At 64.4% G+C, this 22,108-nt stretch carries 24 protein-coding genes; 15 read left to right on the top strand and 9 right to left on the bottom strand.

Translation table 11 applies throughout. The annotated features are described in order from the left end of the window. The first annotated feature begins 1 nt into the window (after position 1). Both JGU71_RS17385 and JGU71_RS17380 read left to right on the top strand, forming a co-directional pair. Positions 2-541 (top strand): phosphatase PAP2 family protein, encoded by a 540-nt coding sequence (locus JGU71_RS17385; RefSeq protein ID WP_199705538.1) that lies wholly within the window; start codon positions 2-4, stop codon positions 539-541. A gap of 104 nt (positions 542-645) precedes the next feature. Continuing rightward, on the top strand, positions 646-1,281 hold the full coding sequence (locus tag JGU71_RS17380; protein ID WP_199705537.1) for a TetR/AcrR family transcriptional regulator: 636 nt from the start codon (positions 646-648) through the stop codon (positions 1,279-1,281). 16 nt (positions 1,282-1,297) lie between these two features. Here JGU71_RS17380 and JGU71_RS17375 read toward each other — a convergent pair whose 3' ends face one another. Beyond that, on the bottom strand, positions 1,298-1,546 hold the full coding sequence (locus JGU71_RS17375; protein ID WP_199705536.1) for a DUF2530 domain-containing protein: 249 nt from the start codon (positions 1,544-1,546) through the stop codon (positions 1,298-1,300). Positions 1,547-1,623: 77 nt separating this feature from the next. Between JGU71_RS17375 and JGU71_RS17370 the strand changes: the two genes are divergently transcribed. From JGU71_RS17370 to JGU71_RS17350, 5 genes are all read left to right on the top strand, one after another. Further along, entirely contained in the window at positions 1,624-2,061 is a 438-nt protein-coding gene (locus JGU71_RS17370) for an Rv0880 family HTH-type transcriptional regulator (RefSeq protein WP_199705535.1), read from the top strand. 46 nt (positions 2,062-2,107) lie between these two features. After that, entirely contained in the window at positions 2,108-3,382 is a 1,275-nt protein-coding gene (locus JGU71_RS17365; RefSeq protein ID WP_199705739.1) for an MFS transporter, read from the top strand. A gap of 33 nt (positions 3,383-3,415) precedes the next feature. Continuing rightward, positions 3,416-4,738, top strand: a complete 1,323-nt coding sequence (locus tag JGU71_RS17360) for a cytochrome P450 (protein ID WP_199705534.1) — start codon at positions 3,416-3,418, stop codon at positions 4,736-4,738. A gap of 64 nt (positions 4,739-4,802) precedes the next feature. Further along, a complete protein-coding gene (locus tag JGU71_RS17355; RefSeq protein ID WP_199705533.1) occupies positions 4,803-5,609 on the top strand; it encodes a TrmH family RNA methyltransferase in 807 nt (268 codons plus the stop codon). Then, a complete protein-coding gene (locus tag JGU71_RS17350; RefSeq protein WP_199705532.1) occupies positions 5,606-5,911 on the top strand; it encodes a DUF2537 domain-containing protein in 306 nt (101 codons plus the stop codon). Before JGU71_RS17355 ends, JGU71_RS17350 begins: the two co-directional genes overlap by 4 nt. Before the next feature lie 36 nt (positions 5,912-5,947). On the opposite strand, the gene JGU71_RS17345 is transcribed toward JGU71_RS17350, so the two are convergent. From JGU71_RS17345 to JGU71_RS17330, 4 genes are all read right to left on the bottom strand, one after another. Beyond that, on the bottom strand, positions 5,948-6,712 hold the full coding sequence (locus tag JGU71_RS17345) for a DUF6928 family protein (protein ID WP_233529541.1): 765 nt from the start codon (positions 6,710-6,712) through the stop codon (positions 5,948-5,950). 115 nt (positions 6,713-6,827) lie between these two features. Then, entirely contained in the window at positions 6,828-7,646 is an 819-nt protein-coding gene (sepH, locus tag JGU71_RS17340; protein WP_199705530.1) for a septation protein SepH, read from the bottom strand. 233 nt (positions 7,647-7,879) lie between these two features. Then, the gene (serC, locus tag JGU71_RS17335; RefSeq protein WP_199705529.1) at positions 7,880-9,004 is read right to left on the bottom strand and encodes a phosphoserine transaminase; all 1,125 of its coding nucleotides are present in this window, start codon (positions 9,002-9,004) and stop codon (positions 7,880-7,882) included. A 45-nt stretch (positions 9,005-9,049) separates the two neighbouring features. Next, complete coding sequence (locus JGU71_RS17330) at positions 9,050-10,177, bottom strand: citrate synthase 2 (protein WP_199705528.1); 1,128 nt, start codon at positions 10,175-10,177, stop codon at positions 9,050-9,052. A 211-nt stretch (positions 10,178-10,388) separates the two neighbouring features. Here JGU71_RS17330 and pdxH point away from each other — a divergent pair, with 211 nt between their 5' ends. From pdxH to JGU71_RS17305, 5 genes are all read left to right on the top strand, one after another. Next, a complete protein-coding gene (pdxH, locus tag JGU71_RS17325; RefSeq protein ID WP_199705738.1) occupies positions 10,389-11,015 on the top strand; it encodes a pyridoxamine 5'-phosphate oxidase in 627 nt (208 codons plus the stop codon). After that, complete coding sequence (locus JGU71_RS17320; RefSeq protein ID WP_199705527.1) at positions 11,012-12,301, top strand: MFS transporter; 1,290 nt, start codon at positions 11,012-11,014, stop codon at positions 12,299-12,301. The genes pdxH and JGU71_RS17320 overlap by 4 nt, the downstream gene beginning before the upstream one ends. A gap of 56 nt (positions 12,302-12,357) precedes the next feature. Beyond that, positions 12,358-13,338, top strand: coding sequence for an aldose 1-epimerase family protein (locus tag JGU71_RS17315; protein ID WP_199705526.1), 981 nt, complete (start codon positions 12,358-12,360; stop codon positions 13,336-13,338). 213 nt (positions 13,339-13,551) lie between these two features. After that, complete coding sequence (locus JGU71_RS17310) at positions 13,552-14,850, top strand: citrate synthase (protein ID WP_199705525.1); 1,299 nt, start codon at positions 13,552-13,554, stop codon at positions 14,848-14,850. Then, positions 14,847-15,206, top strand: a complete 360-nt coding sequence (locus JGU71_RS17305; protein ID WP_199705524.1) for an FKBP-type peptidyl-prolyl cis-trans isomerase — start codon at positions 14,847-14,849, stop codon at positions 15,204-15,206. The genes JGU71_RS17310 and JGU71_RS17305 overlap by 4 nt, the downstream gene beginning before the upstream one ends. Here the strand turns inward: JGU71_RS17305 and JGU71_RS17300 are convergent. Continuing rightward, positions 15,149-16,435, bottom strand: a complete 1,287-nt coding sequence (locus JGU71_RS17300) for a YhgE/Pip domain-containing protein (RefSeq protein ID WP_199705523.1) — start codon at positions 16,433-16,435, stop codon at positions 15,149-15,151. The two genes, JGU71_RS17305 and JGU71_RS17300, sit on opposite strands and share 58 nt — an antisense overlap. A 180-nt stretch (positions 16,436-16,615) precedes the next feature. Between JGU71_RS17300 and JGU71_RS17295 the strand changes: the two genes are divergently transcribed. Both JGU71_RS17295 and JGU71_RS17290 read left to right on the top strand, forming a co-directional pair. After that, the gene (locus tag JGU71_RS17295) at positions 16,616-16,837 is read left to right on the top strand and encodes a hypothetical protein (RefSeq protein ID WP_199705522.1); all 222 of its coding nucleotides are present in this window, start codon (positions 16,616-16,618) and stop codon (positions 16,835-16,837) included. Further along, positions 16,834-18,060, top strand: a complete 1,227-nt coding sequence (locus JGU71_RS17290) for a hypothetical protein (RefSeq protein WP_199705521.1) — start codon at positions 16,834-16,836, stop codon at positions 18,058-18,060. The genes JGU71_RS17295 and JGU71_RS17290 overlap by 4 nt, the downstream gene beginning before the upstream one ends. Here the strand turns inward: JGU71_RS17290 and JGU71_RS17285 are convergent. The 3 genes from JGU71_RS17285 to JGU71_RS17275 are packed head-to-tail and all read right to left on the bottom strand — an operon-like array spanning position 18,032 to position 20,525. Next, positions 18,032-19,366: a sensor histidine kinase gene (locus JGU71_RS17285; protein WP_199705520.1), complete on the bottom strand. Its 1,335-nt coding sequence runs from the start codon at positions 19,364-19,366 to the stop codon at positions 18,032-18,034. The genes JGU71_RS17290 and JGU71_RS17285 overlap by 29 nt on opposite strands. Beyond that, positions 19,363-20,070 (bottom strand): response regulator transcription factor, encoded by a 708-nt coding sequence (locus JGU71_RS17280; RefSeq protein ID WP_307829695.1) that lies wholly within the window; start codon positions 20,068-20,070, stop codon positions 19,363-19,365. Before JGU71_RS17280 ends, JGU71_RS17285 begins: the two co-directional genes overlap by 4 nt. Positions 20,071-20,120: 50 nt before the next feature. Next, the gene (locus JGU71_RS17275; RefSeq protein ID WP_233529533.1) at positions 20,121-20,525 is read right to left on the bottom strand and encodes a hemophore-related protein; all 405 of its coding nucleotides are present in this window, start codon (positions 20,523-20,525) and stop codon (positions 20,121-20,123) included. An 84-nt stretch (positions 20,526-20,609) separates the two neighbouring features. Here JGU71_RS17275 and JGU71_RS17270 point away from each other — a divergent pair, with 84 nt between their 5' ends. Further along, positions 20,610-22,106 carry an acetyl-coenzyme A carboxylase carboxyl transferase subunits beta/alpha gene (locus JGU71_RS17270; protein ID WP_199705518.1) on the top strand — a complete coding sequence of 499 codons (1,497 nt, stop codon included), beginning with the start codon at positions 20,610-20,612 and terminating at the stop codon, positions 22,104-22,106. Positions 22,107-22,108: the final 2 nt, after the last annotated feature.

Raw genomic sequence — 22,108 nt, 5'->3', positions numbered from 1 at the left:
CATGGATCGGCTCGTCCTCGACTGGATCGTCGCGCACCGGATCGGTTGGCTGACGACTGCTTTCGAGGCCATCACGACGGTCGGTGGCCTTGTGGGCCTCTTCGTCGTAGCGATGATCGCCACCGTCTACCTGCTCACTCGCTCGCATCAGCGCGAAGCGACGCTGATCTTCGGCTCGATGCTGTCCGGTTGGCTGGTGATGTCGCTCGCCAAACTTGCGATCGGACGGGATCGACCGCCTTTTCCGGACCGGCTCGTCGTCGAATCGACACATTCGTTCCCGTCGGGTCATGCGATGTTGTCCGCGATCCTCGCGTGCACAGCCGCCGCGGTGATCGTGCGGTTGCGCGGTCGGCCGAGCCGCCTACTCGTCTCGTTGTGTGCGCTCGGTACCTTCCTCGATGGTCTGTCGAGGGTTTATCTCGGTGCGCACTGGCTGACCGATGTACTCGCCGGCTGGATCTTAGGTGTGCTGTGGGCGCTGCTGTGGATCAGGGTGCGTCCGTACGAGGCCATTGTTGCGCGCGCTTCCCGGCGATAGCCGAATGGTTGCGATTGTCGGGATCGAGAGGCGACACGCCGGGAGCGACATGCTGGTAACGAGAGCGAATTGACTGCTCAGCGATGTGCGACTTAACTTCACGCGTGTCAACAAGACTATCCGTCGAGCAGCGCAGAGCTCACTTGATCGAGGCCGCGATCGGCCTCGCCGAACGCAAGGGCGTCGCTGCGGTGACCACCCGTGACGTCGCACAGGCCGCCGGTGTGTCGCTCGGCGTCGTGCACTACTGCTTCGAGAACAAAGACGCGTTGATGACCGAGGTCGTCAAGTGCCTCACGACCGATCTGCGCGACGCGGTCGACGAAGATCAGCAGATGCTCGAATGGACCGAGCAGGGCGTCGACGCTCTGCGTGACCTTCTTCGAGTTGCGTTGAGCGCGATGTGGTTCGACGTCGAACGGACCCGCGACCGGCAGTTGCTGACCTACGAAATCACGACGTATGCGCTGCGTGAAGGCGAGTCGACGCCGGAACGGCTCGGGATCGCGCGCAATCAGTACGCCTTCAACGATGCAACCCTCGTCGACCTTTTGGAAAAGGCGACCACGTTGACCGGAACGACCTGGTCGGTGCCGGTCGGGGTGCTGAGCCGGCTGATGCTCGCGATGATCGACGGTTTGGTCCTGCGCTGGCTCGTCGACGAAGACAGCGAAACAGCGACGCTGCAGTTGGACCGAATCGCGGACATGATCTCGTCGCAGGCCACGGTCCTATCGTAGATCGCTGCAGGTCAGCTTAGGTAAGGCCGGACTGGGCACCCTTGGAGCCGCGCCGCGCCGCGCGTCGCTGAATCCAGAAGATCGTCGTACCGAGAGCGCCGACCGCGAGTCCCGCGATGCACGTCGGCAGTGCCTCGTCGAACCGGTCGCCGCTCGCCCACACGATCAGCGTCGCGATCGCGAACAGTACGGTTCCGGTTGTCAGCACAGGCCGTGGGTCGGTGAGGCGCGCGGGGAGTTGCGGTACCTGCGGTGCGTCCGTCACGTCGACTACCGTACCCGGACTGCCCAGCGGCGCAATCGTGTCCGCTGGCCTGCGGCGTTCCCGTATTGTTTGCCACTGTGACAACCTCTCCCGATCTGCGGACGCTGGCCAGCGACCTCTCCCTGGCCGTTGTGCGTCTCACGCGGCATCTGCGAGGTCGTCGAGCGGATTCGCAGGTATCGCTGACCCAGCTTTCTGCGTTGGCAACGCTCAGTCGCGAAGGCGCGATGACGCCGGGCGCGCTTGCCGGTATGGAACGCGTGCAGCCGCCGTCGATGACGAGGGTCATCGCGTCGTTGTCCGACATCGGACTCGTCGAACGGCGCCCGCATCCGACCGACGGTAGGCAGATCATCGTCTCGCTGTCGGACTCGGGTAGCGCGTTGATTGCCGACGAAGCAAGCGCGCGCGAAGCGTGGATGACGGAGAAGCTGTCGACGCTGGCTCCCGAGCAGCTCAAAACGCTCGCGGACGCAGTCGCGATCATCACCGACATCGTCAAAAAGTCGGAGTAGCGCCGAACGAGGCACGATAGAAGACGTGTCCGTTGCTAACGTTTCGATGTTCAGGTCGCTCAAAGCCAGGAACTACCGGCTGTGGGCGTCGGGTCAGATCGTGTCACTCGTCGGGACCTGGATGCAGCGGGTCGCGCAGGACTGGCTTGTTCTGACCCTGTCCGGTGGCAACGCACTCGCCGTCGGCATCGTGATGGCGTTGCAGTTCGGTCCGACGCTCGTGCTGTCTGTGTGGGGTGGCGTGCTCGCCGATCGGTACGACAAACGCAAGATCTTGATCGCAACACAGGTATCGATGGCGGTCTTTGCTGCGGTGCTTGCCGCGCTCGATCTCGGTGGCGTCGTCGAACTGTGGCATGTGTACGTGCTTGCTTTCGCCGCGGGTTGCGCGTCGGCGATCGACGCACCGGTTCGGCAGTCGTTCACCATCGAACTGGTTGGCCGAGAACTTCTTTCGAACGCGATCGCGTTGAATTCGATGACGTTCAACCTTGCTCGCATCGTCGGTCCGGCCATATCGGGTGTCCTCATCACACTCGTCGGAACCGGATTGGTTTTCGCGATCAACGTGGTGTCGTTCGGTTGTGTGATCGCTGCGCTGGTGCTGATGGATCAGAGCAAGCTGACCTCCGTCGAGCATGCAACCAAAGCGCGTGGCCAGATTCGCGAAGGGTTCAGCTACGTCTGGGGGAGAACCGATCTGCGGGTTCTACTCCTGACCGTGTTCATGGTGTCGACCTTCGGTATGAACTTCCCGATCAGCCTGGCCGTGTTGGCGCGCAACACCTTCGGGCTCGGCGCCGATGCCTACGGATTTCTGTCGACAGCACTGGCCGTCGGCACCCTCGCCGGTGCGACCCTTGCCGCGCGTCGGACGCGACCTGTGCGGATCAAGATCTTCCTCGTCGCGGCAACGGCGTTCGGCGCTTTGGAGATTGCCGTCGGAGCTATGCCAACGTTCGCGCTCGTCGCCGTTGCCCTTGTGCCGACCGGTGCCGTTGTTCTGACCTTCACGACGTCGGCGATGAATATTCTGCAGATGTCGGTTGCCTCCGATATGCGCGGCCGCGTGATGGGCATCTACATGCTCTGCTTCCTCGGCGGCACTCCGCTGGGCAGTCCGGTGCTCGGCTGGCTTGCGGATGTGACGAGCCCACGGGCGCCGCTGCTCGTCGGCGGTGTGATCTCGCTCGCAGCGGGGTTGGCAGGTGGTGCGTACTTGCTGCTGAAACACAGTGACGACCCGGTCGAGAAGTCGCGCGGGGAGGCGGCAGGCACAGGGCGCGCTGAACTGGAAGGATCCGTGAATCGTATCGACTAGCGATGTTCACGAGAGAAGGTGACGACGACTCCTATGACGAGGTCTGTGACGAGCCCGCGGTTCGGTGCAGCGCATGCACTGGCGATGGGCTACGACCCCGAACGCTACTTTCGCCGTCGCGCGAACGAGGGCGAGACGTTCGCCGTCGGACTACCGGGTCTCGGTGAGGTGTTGTTCGCGTCGACTGCTGCGGGGGTACGCGAGATTTTCGGTGCACCGGCCACGTTGTTCTCCCCACCGACGCCGAATCCCATTGCGCCGCTTGTCGGCGACGGTTCGCTGATCTTGTTGTCGGGCGAGCGGCATCGCCGTGAACGGACGCTGCTGATGCCGTCGTTCCACGGTGAGCGGATGCGCGCGTACGCAGACGTGATGGCTCACGCCGCGGCAGAGGAGATCGAGAGCTGGCGGCCCGGCGCCGACATCGCGGTTCGGGCAGCGGCGCAGTCGATCACGCTGCACATCATCATTCGGACGGTCTTCGGGGTTTCCGACCCGGCCCGACGCGACGAGTACGAGCGGGTGATCACAGCGCTGATGCAGTCCTACATCGCGCCGCTGATGTTCGTCCCAGCGCTGCGGCGCGAGGTCGTGGGTCTCGGGCCGTGGGCGCGATTCGTCAGGCTGCGTGCGCAATTCGACGCGCTGCTGTCCGAACAGATCGCCGAGCGGCGCAGGACAGGGGTGGACGGGTACGACGACGTGCTGAGCCTGTTGCTGTCCGCGACCTACGAGGACGGCACGTCCCTGAGCGATGAGGATCTGCGTCAGGAACTACGGACCCTGCTCGTAGCCGGACACGAAACTACTGCAACGTCTTTGGCGTGGGCGATGTATCACATCCATCACGACGACGGAGTTCGCGAGCGACTCGTCGCGGAGTTGGCAGCGGACCACTCGCCTGCTGACGTTGCAAAATTGCCGTACCTCAACGCAATCTGTCAGGAAACGTTGCGGATGCATCCGACGGTGTCGATCGTGTTGCGACGTCTGAACGGGCCGTTGACAATTCGTGGAGTCCAGCGGTCGGAAGGCGACGTGGTCGGTGTCGCCGTGCCCGCGTTGCACTTCGACCCCAAGGTTTTTCCTGAACCCGACACGTTCGATCCGGATCGGTTTCTGCTCCGCAAACCGACGCCGTTCGAGTTCACGCCGTTCGGTGGTGGTCACCGACGTTGCGTGGGTGCGGCCTTCGCGAACTTCGAACTCGCGGTGGTGCTGGCAACGATCGTGAAAGGTGCCGAGCTGGAAATGTCTGCGGCCGAACGGAGAAGGGGCCAGCCGCGCTCGGTCCCGAGGGGCATCGCCGTCCTGCCGAGTCGCGAAATCGTTCTCAGGCGGCTCCGCCGCTCGTGAGTCTTTTCGGTGGGCGGGACCACCGAAAAGACTCACGAGGCGCGGCGCGCCCTAGAGTGGTCCGGTGGCAAAAGTAGTCGACATCGACGATCCCGCTGACCCGAGGCTGGACGACTTTCGCGACCTCAACTCCTCCGATCGCCGACCCGACCTGCCCGACGGCAAGGGGCTCGTCATCGCCGAAGGCGTGCTGGTCGCGCAGCGCATGCTTGCTTCGAGGTTCGAACCGGTGTCGTTCTTGGGAGTCGAACGGCGCCGGGCGGAACTGGCAACCGACCTCGAGGCCACGGACGCGCCGTTCTATCGGACCACCGCTGACGTGATGGCGGAGGTCGTCGGCTTCCACCTCAATCGCGGAGTCCTCGCCGCCGCGAGCCGACCCGCACCGTTGGACCTGCACGACGTTCTCGCCGGCGCGCGGACCGTCGCGGTGTTGGAGGGCGTCAACGACCACGAGAACATCGGGTCGATCTTTCGCAACGCCGCCGGCCTCGGCGCCGATGCCGTCCTGTTCGGTGACAGCTGTGCCGATCCGCTCTACCGGCGAGCGGTGCGCGTATCGATGGGCCACGTCCTTCGGGTGCCGTTCGCACGCGTGCCCGATTGGCCACGAGGTCTGAACATATTGCGGGACCACGGCTTCCAGGTCATAGCGCTCACGCCGGACCCGAGTGCTGTTTCGTTGGCAGCGGCTATGACGGGGGAGAAGGTCGCGCTGCTGCTCGGTGCAGAGGGACCCGGACTCGTCGAACACACCATGCGCAGCAGCGATGTTCGTGCCCGGATCCCGATGGCGCCAGGCACCGATTCGCTCAACGTTGCGACGGCCGCTGCGATGGCGTTCTACGAGCGCGTCAGAATGACACCGTGAGCACGTCCGAACCGAGCACGCCCCAATTCGCCGCACCGACGGCAGAACCGACGCCGTGGCAGGCAGGTCTGCTCGTGACAGCGTTCGCGGCGATCCTGACAACGTGCGCGCTGTACGGGTTCGGCATCGCGCTCGCGAATGTGCACCCTGCGCTCGCGGTGGTCATCAACCTCGTCGCCGTCGGCGGTACCGCTCCTACGGTGTGGGGCTGGCGTGCCATCCCCGTTGTCCGATGGGTGGCGCTCGGTATCGGGGTCGGCGTCGTTGTCGGGTGGCTCGGCCTACTCATCTCAGCGGTGTGACGCACCCGCTGGCGCTGGTGGTCCTGACACCCGCCGCTATCGCCGCTGCTTGCGCCGCCACTTCTTGAAGAACCCAGCTTCGGCGGGCACGGCCTCGACCGGCTCCGACACGGGTGGCGCAGGCGCCCGTGGGATCTCTTCGCCCTCGCCGTAGAGCGCGAACCCGCACACGACGATTCCCGCCGGGTCGAGGGCACCTTGCTGCGGGGTGCCGCGGTAGCGAAAGCCGAGTGCACGTTCGTTCGCGGCGTCTGCGAAATCCTGCGGATCGAACGGCAGCGACTGCGGATCGGGTATCACGCCTGGCGTGTGCTCCATGGGGTGTTCGCCCGCCCAGAACGGCCGCTCCCAGACCAACGGGAGACCGTGGTCCTCGAGGATGTTGGTCTTGGTTGCGCTGAACGAACGTCGAAGTTCCCCTCGCTCCCACGTCGCGAACGCACCCCACTCCCGAACCGGGTCGATCGACACGAGGTAGGTGTACTCGGAGGCGAGCGGACGAATCCACGACGGCGAGATCTTGGCAGGGTGGGCGATCTCGAGCTGCGGACCGCAGACGACTGTCAGACCGGGATAACACCCGATGTAGACGCCGTTGCCGCCGATGCCCGCGCTGGTCGAGAGCGGGCCGACCGCCAGCGGGACCACAACCGATCCTGGATACAGGTGGCTGGCGAGTGCGTGTGCTGCGTGTTGATCCGGCTCGCGATGATTGCGCAGCGTGGTGGCCGGGTCAGGGGCGTCCACATACCAAATAGTCGATGCTTTGGCCCCCACGGCCGGCACCTCACCTTCGCGCATCGTCGTGAGTTCGAACAGTCGAAACAGAGACTACGACGTCGGCGCGATACGCGCGGTGTTGGCTACCGCTAGTTGATCTTTCGTACCCCCGATGGCAGGCATCGAACGGTCCGCTTCAGTGCCCCGAGCTGCGAATGCCGAGCAGGACGTCTTCCCAGGACGGCATCGCAGGCTTGCCGCGCTTGTCCTTCGGGTTCGGATGCGTCGGTGCCTGTTTGGGTTCGTCGGGCTCGTCGAGCGGTTCGGGAGTCCGCGGTGTCGATTCGTAGTAGTCGTCGAGTGTGTGCTGCGGATCGGGCTCGCGGGTGGCCTCCGCGACCCGGGTGACGGGCGACAGTCCACGCAGTGGACGTCCGAAGTCTGGATCGACGAGATCGGCCGCGGTGTCGTCGAGTGCTGTCACCGTGCCGCCGTGTGCGTCGCGCTGGAAGCGCCAGTGCGCGGCATTCGAGGTGCGGCCTGCCTGCCACCGGAGTTCGGCGATCCAGTGGCCGTCGTCGTCTTTCCAGGCGTCCCATTCGGCTTCGTCGATGCTGTGCCCACGCGCTCGAAATGCCAAGCCGACAACTTCGGCGAGAGTGAGCACCGCGGGTCCGTTTTCACGGACGGGGTGCCCGAGCTGTGCGAGGTCTGCTGCGCGGGAACGCTCGAGCAGAACCGGGTAGGCGTAACGCTCGACCCGATGCACGGCCATTCCGGACTGTGCCGCGACCTGCTCGACCGATGCGCCTGCGCGAATCCGTGCCTGGATGTCGCGTGGACGTAGCGTGCTTTCCATCTCGATCTCTATCTGTCCGAATCGAGCGATGTCGCCACGAGCTGCGGCGCGAAGTTTGTCGTTCAAGGGCATGCGAAATTTTTCACCGGTCTCCCGGTCGGCGCACACGAGGTGCTTGCCGTCGGGCTGCAGTCCGATCACTTCGAGTTCTCGCACTTCGACCTCCTGATCGCGCCGACTCGCGAATCTGCCCGTACGCCGACAGTAATGCACCTGTGATCTTGCGCAGGGCAGGACACGCTGGGGGAGTAGCTATACCTGACAGCGGGTTCGAGTTACGCTGCCTTGTTCCGCGTTCTCCGGCCCCGCGCGACGGCGTCCTACCTGGCAAAGTTCCAGCCTACGTTGACAATTGGGGGTCACAACCTGGGTGTGGACCCCCGCTTGATTCAGTTGGCTTGTCCGACAACCCAGTCGATGCATGCGGTGAGGGCGCTCACGTCGTCGGGATCGATGGCAGGGAACATGCCGACCCGAAGCTGGTTGCGGCCCAACTTGCGGTAGGGCTCGGTGTCGACGATGCCGTTGGCGCGCAACACCTTTGCCACCGCTGCGGCGTCCACTGATGCGTCGAAGTCGATAGTTCCCACTACCTGTGAGCGGTGTGCCGGATCGGTGACGAACGGCGTCGCGAACGCACTTGCCTCTGCCCAGGAGTACAGCCGCGAGGACGAATCCGCGGTTCGCTGCACCGCCCAGTCCAAGCCGCCGTTGCCGTTGAGCCATTCGATCTGGTTGGCGAATAGCAGCAGTGTTGCCAGCGCAGGGGTGTTGTACGTCTGATCCTTCGTGCTGTTGTCGATTGCGATAGGCAGCGAAAGGAAGTCGGGGGTCCAGCGGCCGGAGGTCTTGATCTCCTCGACGCGGGCGAGCGCCGCAGGGCTCATCAGCGCGACCCACAGTCCGCCGTCGGCGGCGAAGCACTTCTGCGGGGCGAAGTAGTACACATCCGCGTCGTTGAGATCCACCGGCAGACCACCGGCGCCCGAGGTCGCGTCGATGGCGATCAGGGCATTCTCGGAACCTGCGGGACGTACAACGGGGATCGACACACCCGTCGAGGTCTCGTTGTGCGCCCAGCCGATGAGGTCGACCGACGGGTCCGACACCGGCTCGGGTGCGCTGCCCGGCTCGGCCTTCACGACGATCGGGTCGCCGATGAACGGGTTGGCCTTCGCGACCGACGCGAACTTGGAGCTGAACTCGCCGTTGGTCAGGTGCAGCGACCGCTCCCGGATCAGACCGAACGCAGCGGCATCCCAGAACGCCGTCGTTCCGCCGTTGCCGAGTACGACCTCGTAACCGTCGGGTAGTGCGAACAGGTCACGAAGACCCGAACGAACGCGCGCGACGACGTCCTTGACCGGCTTCTGCCGGTGACTCGTGCCGAATACCGACGCGCCGACATCGACCAGAGACTGCAACTGCTCCGGACGGACCTTCGACGGTCCACAGCCGAAGCGGCCGTCGGCAGGTTTGAGGTCGGCGGGAATGGTCGGGAGAGCAGATGTCATGTGGGTCAGATTAGTCGGTGGACCACATGAGACCTGACGCGGTGTCTAGCCGTTGGCGACGAGGTCCCAGCCTTCGACACTCTCCGGTGTGCGTGGAGCAGGACCGGTGTAGAGCGCGGCGGGGCGAACGAGCTTGCCGAGCCGCTTCTGCTCGAGGATGTGGGCACACCACCCAGCGGTACGGCCGCAGGTGAACATCGCAGGCATCATGTGGGCAGGCACCTCGGCGAAGTCGAGGATGACTGCTGCCCAGAATTCGACGTTGGTCTCGATCGCACGATCGGGACGGCGTTCACGCAGTTCCGTGAGGGCGGCCTGTTCGAGTGCTGCTGCGACTTCGTAGTTGGGTGCGCCGAGCCGCTTCGCAGTCGCACGAAGCACTCGCGCGCGTGGATCCTCTGCGCGGTAGACGCGGTGGCCGAAGCCCATCAACTTCTCTTTGCGGTCGAGGATGCCCTTCACCAGTGCGCGGGCGTCGCCGGACTTTTCGACCTCTTCGATCATCGGTAGCACCCGCGCCGGTGCGCCACCGTGCAGCGGTCCCGACATGGCGCCGATCGCGCCGGACATCGCAGCAGCGACATCGGCGCCCGTCGACGCGATCACCCGTGCTGTGAACGTCGAGGCGTTCATACCGTGCTCGGCGGCCGACACCCAGTAGGCATCGATAGCCTCGGTGTGGCGCGGATCCGGATCGCCCTTCCACCGCGTCATGAATCGGGCTGTGACCGTTGGACATTCGTCGATCACGTGCTGCGGCACCGCAGGCTGGTAGATACCGCGCGCGGACTGCGCGACGTAGGACAGGGCCATCACCGAGGCACGGGCGAGCTGGTCGCGTGCCGTGTCGTCGTCGATGTCGAGCACCGGCTGGTAGCCCCAGATCGGCGCTAGCATGGCGAGACCGGCCTGGACGTCGACGCGAACGTCGCCGGTGTGGACCGGAAGTGGGAACGGCTCGGCGGGCGGCAGGCCACGGCCGAATTTGCCGTCGACCAGCAACGACCACACGTCACCGAACGTCACGCCCTTGCCGACCAGTTCTTCGATATCGACGCCGCGATAACGCAACGCGCCGCCGTCCTTGTCGGGTTCGGCGATATCGGTCGTGAAGGCAAGGACTCCTTCGAGTCCAGGTACGAAATCGTCGGGTACAACCGGAGTCGATGCCATGATCGTGATCTCTCTCTTGTCCGTGCATCCCGATCCGAGTGCACGCTCGTCGCGCGTCGACCGGTGCGTGCGGGATGTACGGCGCAGAGATCGACGATCGATTCACACCATAGCGGGGCGTCGACCGGCCGCGACGCCAGCCCTACCCGGGAGTAGCGTGCGCAACGTGGTGTCCGAGAACCCCCCGTCGACCGGCAGTGACCTCGCAGGGATGCGTGTGAACTACACCTCACCGCACGACCTCGACGAGAGTTGGCTCGACGACGGCTGGGAAAAACTGATCCTGCGCTGGATCGACGACGCGCTCGCTGGAGGCGTTGCGGAACCGAACGCGATGGTGCTCGCAACGGTCGACGCCGACGGTCGGCCCTCGACGCGAACGGTGCTCTGCAAAGGAATCAGCAGGGCGGGCGTCGTCTTCTACACTAACTACGGGTCGGACAAGGCTCGCCAACTCGGGCTCAATCCCTATGCTTCCGCGACGTTCTCCTGGCCACTGATCGGCAGGCAGATCACGGTGCGAGGCCGCGTCGAACGCGTCGAACGCGAGGTCACGGACGGCTATTGGCGCAGTAGGCCGCGCGGTTCGCAACTCGGGGCCTGGGCATCGGACCAGTCACAACCGGTCGCGTCGCGGGCCGTGTTGGAACAACAGTTGGCCGCCGTCGCCGTAAGGTTTCCCGACGAGATTCCCACCCCGCCGAACTGGGGTGGCTTCGAGCTCGCGCCTACCTCCGTCGAATTCTGGCAAGGCCGAGAGAATCGCCTGCACAACAGAATTCGCGTGACAATTGCCGCAGACGGCTCGCCGAGCGCGGTGGAACGCCTCAGCCCGTGAACGCTCGCCGCAAAGTTCTCGCGGACACGACTCCTTTGCAGAATCACGACTTTCGCAGGTTGTGGTTGAGCAGCGTCGTCACGGTGATCGGTGGTCAGCTCTCGATCGTCGCTGTGCCGCAGCAGATCTTCCAGATCACCGGGAGCTCCGGATACGTGGGTCTCGCCGGCCTTTTCGCCCTTGCCCCGCTGATCGTCTTCGGCATCTGGGGTGGCGCGCTCGCTGACGTCATGGATCGGCGGTCCCTGCTGCTGATCACTCGGGCAGGCCTCGCCGTCACGTCGATGCTGTTCTGGATCCAAGCCGCGCTCGACGTGAACAGCGTCTGGCTGGTGCTGCTCCTGCTCGCGTTGCAACAGGCGTTCTTCGCGGTGAACCAGCCGACCAACGGCGCCATCATTCCCCGCCTGCTGCCGCCCGATCAGCTGCCGGCCGCGAACTCGTTGAACATGACCGTCTTTCAGTTCGGGGCGATTGCCGGACCGATGCTTGCCGGCGTGCTGATACCGGTCTTCGGACTGTCGACGCTGTATCTGCTCGATGCGATAGCACTGCTGGCGACGGTATGGGCAGTGTGGCGACTGCCGAAACTGCCGCCGACGGGTGAGGCGCGTCGCGCGGGGTTGACACAGGTGCTCGACGGGTTCAAATACCTTACTACACAACGGATTCTGCTTGCATCCTTCGTCGTCGACATCATCGCGATGGCCTTCGGAATGACCCGTGCGCTGTTCCCTCAGATCGCCCACGAGACGTTCGGCGACCCCATCGAGGGTGGTCTCGTCCTCGGTTTGCTGTTCGCGTCCATGTCGTTCGGTGCGGTGATCGGCGGGGTGTTCTCCGGTTGGCTGCCGCGCGTCCGTCGCCAGGGGCTCGCGGTCATCTGGTGCATCGTCGTGTGGGGATTGTCGATGCTCGGCTTCGGGATCGCGATCGGGTCGGGGTCGGGTCCGGTTGCGTTGTGGATTGCGTTGGCCTTCATGGTTCTCGGCGGCGGTGCCGACATGATTTCGGCAGCATTCCGCTCGACGATGCTGCAGACCGTCGCAACGGACGAGATGCGCGGCAGGCTGCAGGGAGTCTTCACCGTCGTCGTCGCAGGCGGTCCGCGAATCGGCGATCTTGCTCACGGTGTCGCCGCTGCCGGTGTCGGCACCGCAGCGGCTGCGGCAGGCGGCGGAATTCTCGTGGTGATCGGTGTAGTTGTTGCGGCACTCGCCTTCCCGGCGTTCGTTCGCTATCGCGTCGGCAAGCCGGTCGAGCGCTCGCACAAAGAAGCAAACTGAGAACACCGCAATCCGTTGACCTGACAACTGGCCCCTGCGCGGAGCAGACTGACCCCATGGCTGAGCGTGAAACGCAGCAACGGCAGGACGAGCCGGTCGGCACCCCGGCGGCGGGTAGCCGCGCGTTCCAGATCCGATTCGACGACTATCGCGCCGAGGTCGTATCGACAGGAGCCGGATTACGGTTGCTGGAGCGCGCAGTCGACGGCAAGGCGGTGCAACTCACCGAATCATGGCCTGCCGGAACGAAACCGCCGCTCTCGGCAGGGCTTGTGCTCGCGCCGTGGCCGAACCGCATCCGCGACGGCTTCTTCTATTTCGACGGCATCGAGCACCAGTTGGAGCTCACCGAACCAGCGCGCAACAATGCGATGCACGGTCTCGTCCGTCGTCGGGAATGGCAGTTGGAAGAACACGAGCGGCACCGCGTCAAACAGTCCATCGACGTCCGCCTGCAGAAAGGGTGGCCGTACCCGATGCGGTTGAGCGTGACGCACGAACTCGACGAAGAGGGTCTGTCGGTCACACATACGGCGACGAACACAGGTCCGGTGCCAGCTCCGTTCGGGCTCGGCATGCACACGTTCGTTCGCGCGGGTGACGCGCCGCTCGACGAGTGCACACTCGAACTCGCCGTCGGAGTCCGCCAACCGCTCGACCCCGAGCGGATGCTGCCGGAGGGACCGTGTGTGCCTGTGCGCGGCACCGAATACGACTTCAGCACCCCACGCTCGCTGAAAGGGGTGTGGATGGATACCCCGTTCAGTTCGATCGACGTCGATACCGATGGTCGGGCCCGGCAGATTCTGCGAGCACCGGACGGTACCGCGACGGCACTGTGGACCGACCGAACGTTCCGCTGGGTCCAGGTGTTCACGGCAGATCCCGCACGCGGACAGGCCTACCCCGATCGCGGTAGAGCGCTCGCGATCGAGCCGATGACCTGCCCGCCGAATGCGTTCAACACGGGTATCGACGAGATCGTTCTCGAACCGGGCGAGACGTGGAGCGGCCAGTGGGGCATCACGGCGCTGTGACGTTGGCCGCGTCTTCCGTCGAGCGCGTCAATCGCGTGTGCCGGGGTATGAGGCCAACTAGTCTGCTCAGCGTGGGTGCAAACCCGCGGTCAGTTCTCGATGCAGACACGACCCTCCGTGGGCGCGCGAGCGGTATTGCGACTAGCGTCTGATCGACTACGTCCGCGCGATTGCAACTCGCTACGCGACTGCTCAAGCCTGAGAGGGATATTCGTGCCCGCTGAGAACGACAACACCCCAACGCTCAGCTACCCCGGTGGCGAGTACCAGATGTCCATTGCCAAAGCGACCGAGGGCAACGACGGCATCGATCTCGGAAAGCTGCTGGCCACCACCGGATACACCACCTTGGATCCGGGCTTCGTGAATACAGCCTCGACCAAATCGGCCATCACCTACATCGACGGCGAAGCAGGCATCCTGCGGTATCGGGGTTACCCGATCGAGCAGCTCGCACAGAAGTCGACGTTCCTCGAAGTCAGCTACCTGCTGATCTACGGCGAGCTGCCGTCGGCGACCGAGCTGGACAAGTTCACGGACAAGATCCGCAGGCATACGCTGCTGCACGAAGATCTCAAACGATTCTTCGACGGCTTTCCCCGCAACGCGCATCCGATGCCTGTGCTCTCCAGCGCCATCAACGCGCTCTCGGCGTACTACCAGGATTCGCTCGACCCCGACGACCCCGAGCAGGTGGAACTTTCGACGATTCGGCTGCTCGCGAAGCTGCCGACGATCGCCGCCTACGCCTACAAGAAGTCGGTCGGGCAGCCGTTCCTCTACCCGGACAACTCGCTGAACCTCGTCGAGAACTTCCTGCGGATGACCTTCGGCTTCCCTGCCGAGCCGTACGAGGTCGATCCCGAGATCGCCAAGGCGCTCGACATGCTGCTCATCCTGCACGCCGATCACGAGCAGAACTGCTCGACGTCGACGGTCCGGCTCGTCGGATCCTCCGATGCCAACCTGTTCACCTCGGTCTCGGGCGGCATCAACGCACTGTGGGGTCCGCTGCACGGCGGCGCGAACCAGGCTGTGCTCGAGATGCTCGACAAGATCAAAGAAGAGGGCGGCACAGCCGGCGACTTCGTCAAGAAGGTCAAGAACAAAGAAAAAGGCGTGAAGCTGATGGGCTTCGGCCATCGCGTCTACCGCAATTACGATCCGCGGGCCGCGATCGTCAAGGAGACAGCTCACACCATTCTCGGGAAGCTCGGCGGTGACGATCAGCTCCTCGACATCGCGATGGCACTCGAAGAGGCCGCGCTGACGGACGACTACTTCATCGAGCGCAAGCTGTACCCCAACGTCGACTTCTACACGGGCCTGATCTACCGCGCGATGGGCTTTCCGACGCGTATGTTCACCGTGTTGTTCGCCATGGGTCGCCTGCCGGGCTGGATTGCGCACTGGCGTGAAATGCACGAAGACACAACCCTCAAGATCGGGCGTCCGCGCCAGATCTACACCGGATACACCGAACGGGACTACAAGGAGTTGACCACCCGATGAGCAAGCCAGAGGTCGAGTTTCAAGAAGGCCCAGCCCCTACCGAACTGGTCGTCAAGGACCTCGTCGTCGGCACCGGCACCGAGGCAGTCCCCGGCGGAACGGTCGAGGTGCACTACGTCGGCGTCGAGTTCGACAGTGGCGACGAATTCGACTCTTCTTGGAACCGTGGCGAATCCATCCAGTTCCCGCTGCGTGGACTCATCAAGGGCTGGCAGGACGGCATTCCGGGCATGAAGGTCGGTGGCCGACGCCAGCTCACCATCCCGCCGGAGCTTGCCTACGGTCCCGCGGGTGGCGGTCATCGCTTGTCTGGCAAGACCCTTGTCTTCATCATCGATCTGATCGACGCGAAGTAGGCGGCTCCGAGTGCGAGGGTGGTCAGCGCGAAGAATGTGGCCACCAACGCCATCGGACTCGGTGCTTGCCATGCTCCCGTGGTCGCGTTGTGCTGCACCGTGACTGGATCGTTGACCGTCGCCGCAAGCTGCGTGGTGGCCGACGAGGTCGGCAGTCCAGCGATGCCCTTGTCCACCTGAGTGGCGAGTGAGCCGGACAGTTGGGACAGCTGCCCGATGCCGTCGGTCAGCTGCGTCGATGCATCGGTCAACTGTGCTCCACCTTCGGTGGCGAGTTGGTCGAGTCCGGCCGTGAGCTGATTGGCTCCGTCGGACAGTTGCGTTGTTGCGCTTGTCAATTGGCCAACAACGACCTTCAGTAGCGCCCCGAGGTCCGTGCTCGGATCGACCGAATCGCCGAGCGAGGTCGATACGGTCCCAAGTTGGTCGCCCACCTGTTGCGCGGTGTTGCGCACACCCGTCAACGTTTCGATCGCGCTGTTCAGCTCGGGGCTGGGAGGCAGGGTCCGCAGGATGGTGAGGGTTGTGTCGACTCCGGTCGCGAGTTCGTTTGCGCGAGTTGTAGTCTCGCCGATCGTGACACCCGTGGAGCTGAGTGTCGCCGCCAGCTCGTCGGCCTGTGCAGTCGCGCCACCGACGACACCTGCAAGCTCGTCGATCGCTGCGGAGAGCTGTCCCGAGCCGTCGCGCGCCGCATTCAGATAGCCGATCAATCCGGTGACTCCGGTGCTGAACTGGCCGACGCCCGAATTGGCCGCACCGACACCGGCATTCAGAAACTGCGTACCGAGCTTCAGTTGACTCAGGGTGGAGCGGGCGGTCGAAATCGATTGCAGAGCAGTGTCGATTCCCTGTCGACGGATCTGGTCGATCACCGCAGCGCTGGCACGTGCACCCAACTCGGCGTCGTCTGCGTCGACCGTCACCACGGCTCGTTGTGGCGCAGCGGTGTCGAACGATGCCATCGCGTCGCTGAGATCTGTTGGCAGGTAGACAGTTACGGCCGCAGCGCCGTTGTCGTCAGTGCGGCCGTCGGCCCAACTGTAGCCGGTGGGTGCTGTCGTCGAACCCAGCAGTGCGTCGATGACGCGCTCACCGGTCGGGCCGGAGTCCTCGTTCACCAACGCGATGACCGACTCGGTGGCGTGATCCTCGCTGTAGAAGTACCAGCCGAGGCCACCCGAGGCGATTGCCGTGACCGTTGTAATTGCTATCAACCTGTTGCGCACGAGATCACGCTATGGCGAAGTTATGCGGGCATTCTGGCTCGAGATTGAGGTGACTCTGTGAGTGTGGTGGTCAACCGCTGTCGCGGAGCAATGAGAGAGATATGTCATCTTTATGTCACAAGCGGGTGGTGCGTGTAGTGGAATAGACTCCGACCTGGAGTTACCGGCAAAGGAGCTGGCGTGACCGATACCGCGAAGGCTGACCTGAAGCGCGAGTTAGGAGACGGGCTCCCCGTCCTCGACGAGCTGTCGGACGCCGATGCCGCCGACATACTCGAACTCTTCCAGGCTGCTCGTAAGACCGAGCAGAAGCAGTTGATGGCAGCGATCGACGAAACCATCGACGCGCTGCCCTGGATGTTTCGCGGCACAGCCCGCAAGATCATCGTTGGCAAGAAATGAGCGACCTGGTCACGCGCGCTCAGCTCACGATGCTGGCGAAGCTGCTGCATGTACCCGTCGAGCGAGTGCAGCACCTGGAACATCTCGGCGCCGATCAGCTGTTCGCGTTGCGTGATCGTATGGCAGGCATCATGTTCGACGAGAACGCAGAGATGTTCAGCCGTATCGCGATGCTCGTCCCGATCGTGCCGCTGCAGATCGCCATGCCGATCGTGCAGAAGGTGACATCGCCGGAAATGGCCGGTCGTTCGGCAGGTGCTGTGGCAGTGGCACATCCGAAGAAGGCCGCGGCCGCGATGACGATGGTCGACATCGCCTACGGCGCCAGCGCCGCGTCGTTTCTCGATCCGCGGGCCGTTGCCAAGATCGCGCACGTCGCGCCGCACGGACCCGTGGTCGACATCGCCAACGAACTGATGAGACGCAAGGACTACATCACCGGCGGACTGTTTGTGGACGCGGCAACGCCCGAGCTGATCAGAGCCATCGAGGCGGGAGTCGACGACGACGAAGGCCTGATTCGCACGGGCGCATACGTCCACTCGGGCAAAGTCGTCAGCGATATCCTGCGCGTCATCATCGATGCGTCTCCGGGCCGCATAGCGCGGCTCATCACGACTGTCGTCGGTGGGTCGGACGACCTGCAGATCGCGGCTCTGTCCGTCTTCGCCAGAATCGACGCGGATCTGATCGAGATCATCGGCGACACGCTCTTCGAACAGGAAGACCCCGATGCCGTCGGGGCTTTGGTGCGCAACTTCGTTGCCAACGACGCGATATCGGAACTGATGCAGTTCGTCGGGCACCTCAGCGAGTCCGCGTTGCGCACCTTCGGGGGTAATCCTGTTGCGCACGAACACGATCTGCTCGAGGCGGCGGTCACCGCAGCCGCGGATCACGACGACCCGAACGTCTGGCACGGACTGCTGAACATCGCCGACGCGGCAGACACCGATGTGCAGCGGCGCGTGCTGGAACTGGTTGTGGCGGGCGACGGGGAGTTGCCGACCCGAATCGCCGCCAGCGCAACCGATGCGGACCTCTGGCCGCTACTGCTGCGTATTCTTGCGAATCAGACCGCCGACCTGCAGGAGCGGGTGGCGGCGTCATGGGGTTCGTCGTTGCCTGAGCAGGTGCAGGAGACCGTGCTCGTTCGTGCCCGCGAGCTCGGGCTGGAAGAGCAGCTGCGGCCCGCTACCGCGGCGATGTCGGCGGCCGGCTAGCCGACAGTTCGAGCACAAGCCGAGCGCCCCCGAGCGGGCTCACGTCGAAATAGGCTCGGCCACCGTGTAGTTGGGCTTGCTGGGCGACCAACGCCAGACCAAGACCGGAACCGGATTTGGCAGCCGATGCGCCTCGGTAGAAGCGTTCGAACACCGCGGTGCGCTCCGATTCCGGTACGCCGATGCCGTCGTCGTCGACCGTGACAACGATGGCATCGTCGGTTCGCCGCGCCGCAGTGATCACGACATTGTGCGCGCGGCCGTGTCGTGCCGCGTTGCTGAGCGCATTGTCCACGGCGAGGCGTAGCCCGGCGGAAAGTCCGCGCATGATCAGCGCCTGCTCGGCGTCGACGCGGACGGTGAGGTCCGGGAAGTGGCGCATTGCGTCCTGAGCAGCAATGTCGCAGATCTCGACGACATCGGTATCGGAATAGTCGCTGTCCGAGGCCAATTCGCCCGACGCCAAACGCTCCAGCGCGGCGAGCGTCGCTTCCACGCGGCCTTGCGTTCGCGCGAGGTCGTCGAGGATTTCGGTCCGCTGCGCGTCGTCGAGATCGAGTGTGCGCAATACCTCGATATCGGTACGCATTGCGGTCAGCGGTGTGCGTAACTCGTGCGCCGATGCGGCCGCGAAGTCCCGCGCGGTCGTCAAAGCTGCCGTCGTGTCGGCCTGCGCATCGTCGACTCGCTGCAGCATTGCTGTGAGTGCATCCCCGAGTTCGTCGGCCTCGCGCACCCCGCCGGTCCGTGTGGCCGGCTGAGGTTGTCCAGCGCTGATCCGCCGCGTCAATTCGACGATCGGTCGAACGGCTCTGCCGCCGAAAATCCAGCCGAGCCCACCCGATGCTGCGATCGCAAGTGCGCCTGCAGCGACGACGTAGCGTCGCTGGTCGGCGGTCGCGCGAGCTGCTTCCTCCGCGGGTAGACCGAGTGAAACCTTCTGTTCGGCAGGCCTTTCCACGGTGGTGGTGAAGACTCGATAGGGCGTGCCGTCGACGTCGACGGTCCGCGAACCGTCGGCGAGAGCGGGTAGCTCGACGCTGGTTGTTCCACCGACGGAGTCGTCAGCGTTGCGGAAAGTCAACGCAAGATCGTTCGACGGACCCAAAACCGACAACACTCGAACCGCGATATCGGCGTTCAACAGCACTAGCTTCGACACCGTTTCGAGCCGCTGATCGATCTGCTGCAGATTGTTGCGCTCGATGGCCTGAGACACGATGAAGCCGAGCGCGACGACGATGATCGTCGCGCCGAGAGCGGTGGCAGCTGCGACCCGTGCGCGCAGCGAATACGTCCGTGTCACCGTGGTTCTCGCAGCACGAAGCCGACGCCACGGATCGTGTGCAGCACCCGCGGATGACCGTCCACCTCGAACTTGCGTCGCAGATATCCGATGAAAACGTCGACGACGTTCGTGTCGGCAGCGAAGTCGTAGCCCCACACCAATTCCAGCAGACGCTCGCGACTCAGCACCACGCCGGTGTTGCGCGCGAGGGTGGAAAGCAGTTCGAATTCGCGCTTGGTGAGTTCGATGTCGTTGCCTGCCAACCGGGCCCGATGGCCGGGTAGATCGATCTCGACCGGTCCGACGGTGATGCCGCCCTCGGTCGAGTTCGTAGTGGTCGTGTCGGCTCGGCGGCGAAGCAAGGCGCGGATTCTGGCGACGAGCTCGGCAAGGACGAACGGTTTGACCAGATAGTCGTCGGCTCCGGATTCGAGGCCTGCGATTCTGTCGTCCACCGAATTGCGAGCGCTCAGTACGCAGATGGGAACGTCGTTTCCGATCGCTCGCAGCGCCGTCACCACACCTGCGCCGTCGAGTATCGGCATGTTCATGTCGAGGACGATCGCGTCCGGCGAATTGGCAGCGACGCTGCGCAACGCCGCGGCGCCATCGCGGGCAGTGAGCACCGTGAAGCCGGACAGCCGAAGGCCACGCTCGACGGAGGCCAGGACGTCCTCGTCGTCGTCGACAACGAGAACGCTGGCCGCACTGTGACCGCTCACAAGCTCATTGTGCACGTCGAGGTGGCTGTCGAGGTTGCCGTCGAGCGCTATCAGTAGCTGTGGCAGGTGTCGGCGATCTTGGCAACCTTTGCCGCGATCTGGTCTGCATAGGGTCCTGATCGGAGCTGGTCGCGCTTGGCCTGCAGGTCTGGATTGGCGGCCAGGTAGGCGTCAAGCGCCGCCTGGCGCTGGTCGACGGGCAGGGCGAAGAACTGCCTGAGCATGTCCTTGCGGTCAGGATTCGCGTCGAGATTGTTCGCGACCTGCGGTGCACGGTCGTGCAGGGCGGCGTCGATCTGATCGAACGAGCAGGTGGTCTGCAGCAAAGGTCCTGCCGCTGCAGTCGGGTCGGCGACGGCGGTACCTGGAGCCAGGAGCGCACCCGTCGCCAGTGCGGCGGAGGTGGCTAGGACAGCTGGCAGCATACGGATCCGGCGGGGGTTTCGTGGCTTCATAATTGCGACCCTAGAACCGCAACATGGCAGGTCACTGAGCTGTTTCTGAGGATTCTCTGAGGAGCGCGGCTTAGTCTGACGGCTGTGAGTGCAACGATCTCGGCAGGCGAACTGATTTCCCATGTACTCGATCCAGGGAGCTTCGTCAGCTGGGATCGCACGCCGATCGATGTGACGCCGTCCGAGCGCTACACCGCCGACCTCGCCTCGGCTACCGAGCGATCCGGCGTCGACGAATCGGTGCTGACAGGCGAGGGTTCGGTCCGGGGGCGTCGGGTTGCGGTGATCGCGTGCGAGTTCCGGTTCCTGGCAGGCTCGATCGGTGTTGCCGCCGCCGAGCGGATCGTCTCGGCGATCGAACGTGCGACCGCGGAACGGCTGCCTCTGGTTGCGTCGCCGACGTCGGGCGGTACACGGATGCAGGAAGGCACACTCGCATTCGTCCAGATGGTGAAAATCGCTGCGGCGGTTGCCGTTCACAGGAAGGCGCAGCTGCCGTATCTGGTCTATCTGCGTAATCCGACGATGGGCGGAGTGTTCGCGTCCTGGGGATCGCTCGGGCAGGTCACCGTTGCCGAGCCGGGCGCGATGATCGGATTCCTCGGGCCGCGGGTCTACCAAGCGCTCTACGGCGAAGACTTTCCGACCGGCGTGCAGACGGCCGAGAACCTCTATCGCAACGGCGTCATCGACGGTGTTGTCCCAGTTGGGTTGTTACGCAACCTCATGCACCGGGCGCTTTGTGTGATGACGGGGACGGTGCGCGACAGCGTCTCTGCCGTCCCGGTGGTGACAGCGGCAGCCGCCGACGTCGATGCGTGGCAGTCGGTGCTGTCGTCGCGCCGCCCGGATCGGCCGGGGATTCGGCAGCTGCTTCGCCATGCGACCGAACGAGTGCCGCTCAGCGGTACCGGGCAGGGTGAAGCAGATCGGACGGTGTTGCATTCGCTTGCCCGATTCCGCGGCAGGCCGTGTGTGCTCTTCGGACACGACAGAGACGGTCAGTCGGTCGATCGGGCAATGGGTCCGGCGGCCCTACGCGAGGCCCGGCGTGCAATGCGTCTCGCCGAAGAATTGCAGATACCCCTTGTGCTCGTGATCGATACGCTCGGTGCGTCGCTGTCGAAGGAAGCCGAGGAACGTGGCCTCGCCCCTGAAATCGCCAGATGTATAGCCGATCTCGTGACACTCGACGCCCCGACGATCTCGGTGCTGCTCGGGCAGGGCAGTGGCGGTGGTGCATTGGCTCTGCTACCTGCCGACCGCGTCATCGCCGCGCAGAACGGTTGGCTTGCGCCGCTGCCACCAGAGGGGGCGAGTGCGATCGTGCACCGCGACACCGAGCACGCACCCGACATGGCTGCGGCTCAGGGTATTCGGTCCGCGGATCTGTTGGCGGCAGGCATCGTCGACTGCATCGTCGGTGAATTCGACGATGCCGCAGACGAACCCGCCGAGTTCGCAGTCCGGATGGTCGCAGCCATCGCCGTCGAACTGCGTGACCTTGCGGCAATAGAAGTGAACGACCGGCTGACGCGGCGTATGGCCCGCTACCGCAAGCTGGGGTTGCCGGGAAACTGAGC

Source organism: Antrihabitans stalagmiti, assembly GCF_016482825.1.
GTDB classification, from domain to species: Bacteria; Actinomycetota; Actinomycetes; order Mycobacteriales; family Mycobacteriaceae; genus Antrihabitans; species Antrihabitans stalagmiti.
The sequence above is the reverse complement of the archived record's forward strand: the minus strand, read 5'-3'. Positions and strand labels throughout refer to the sequence as shown.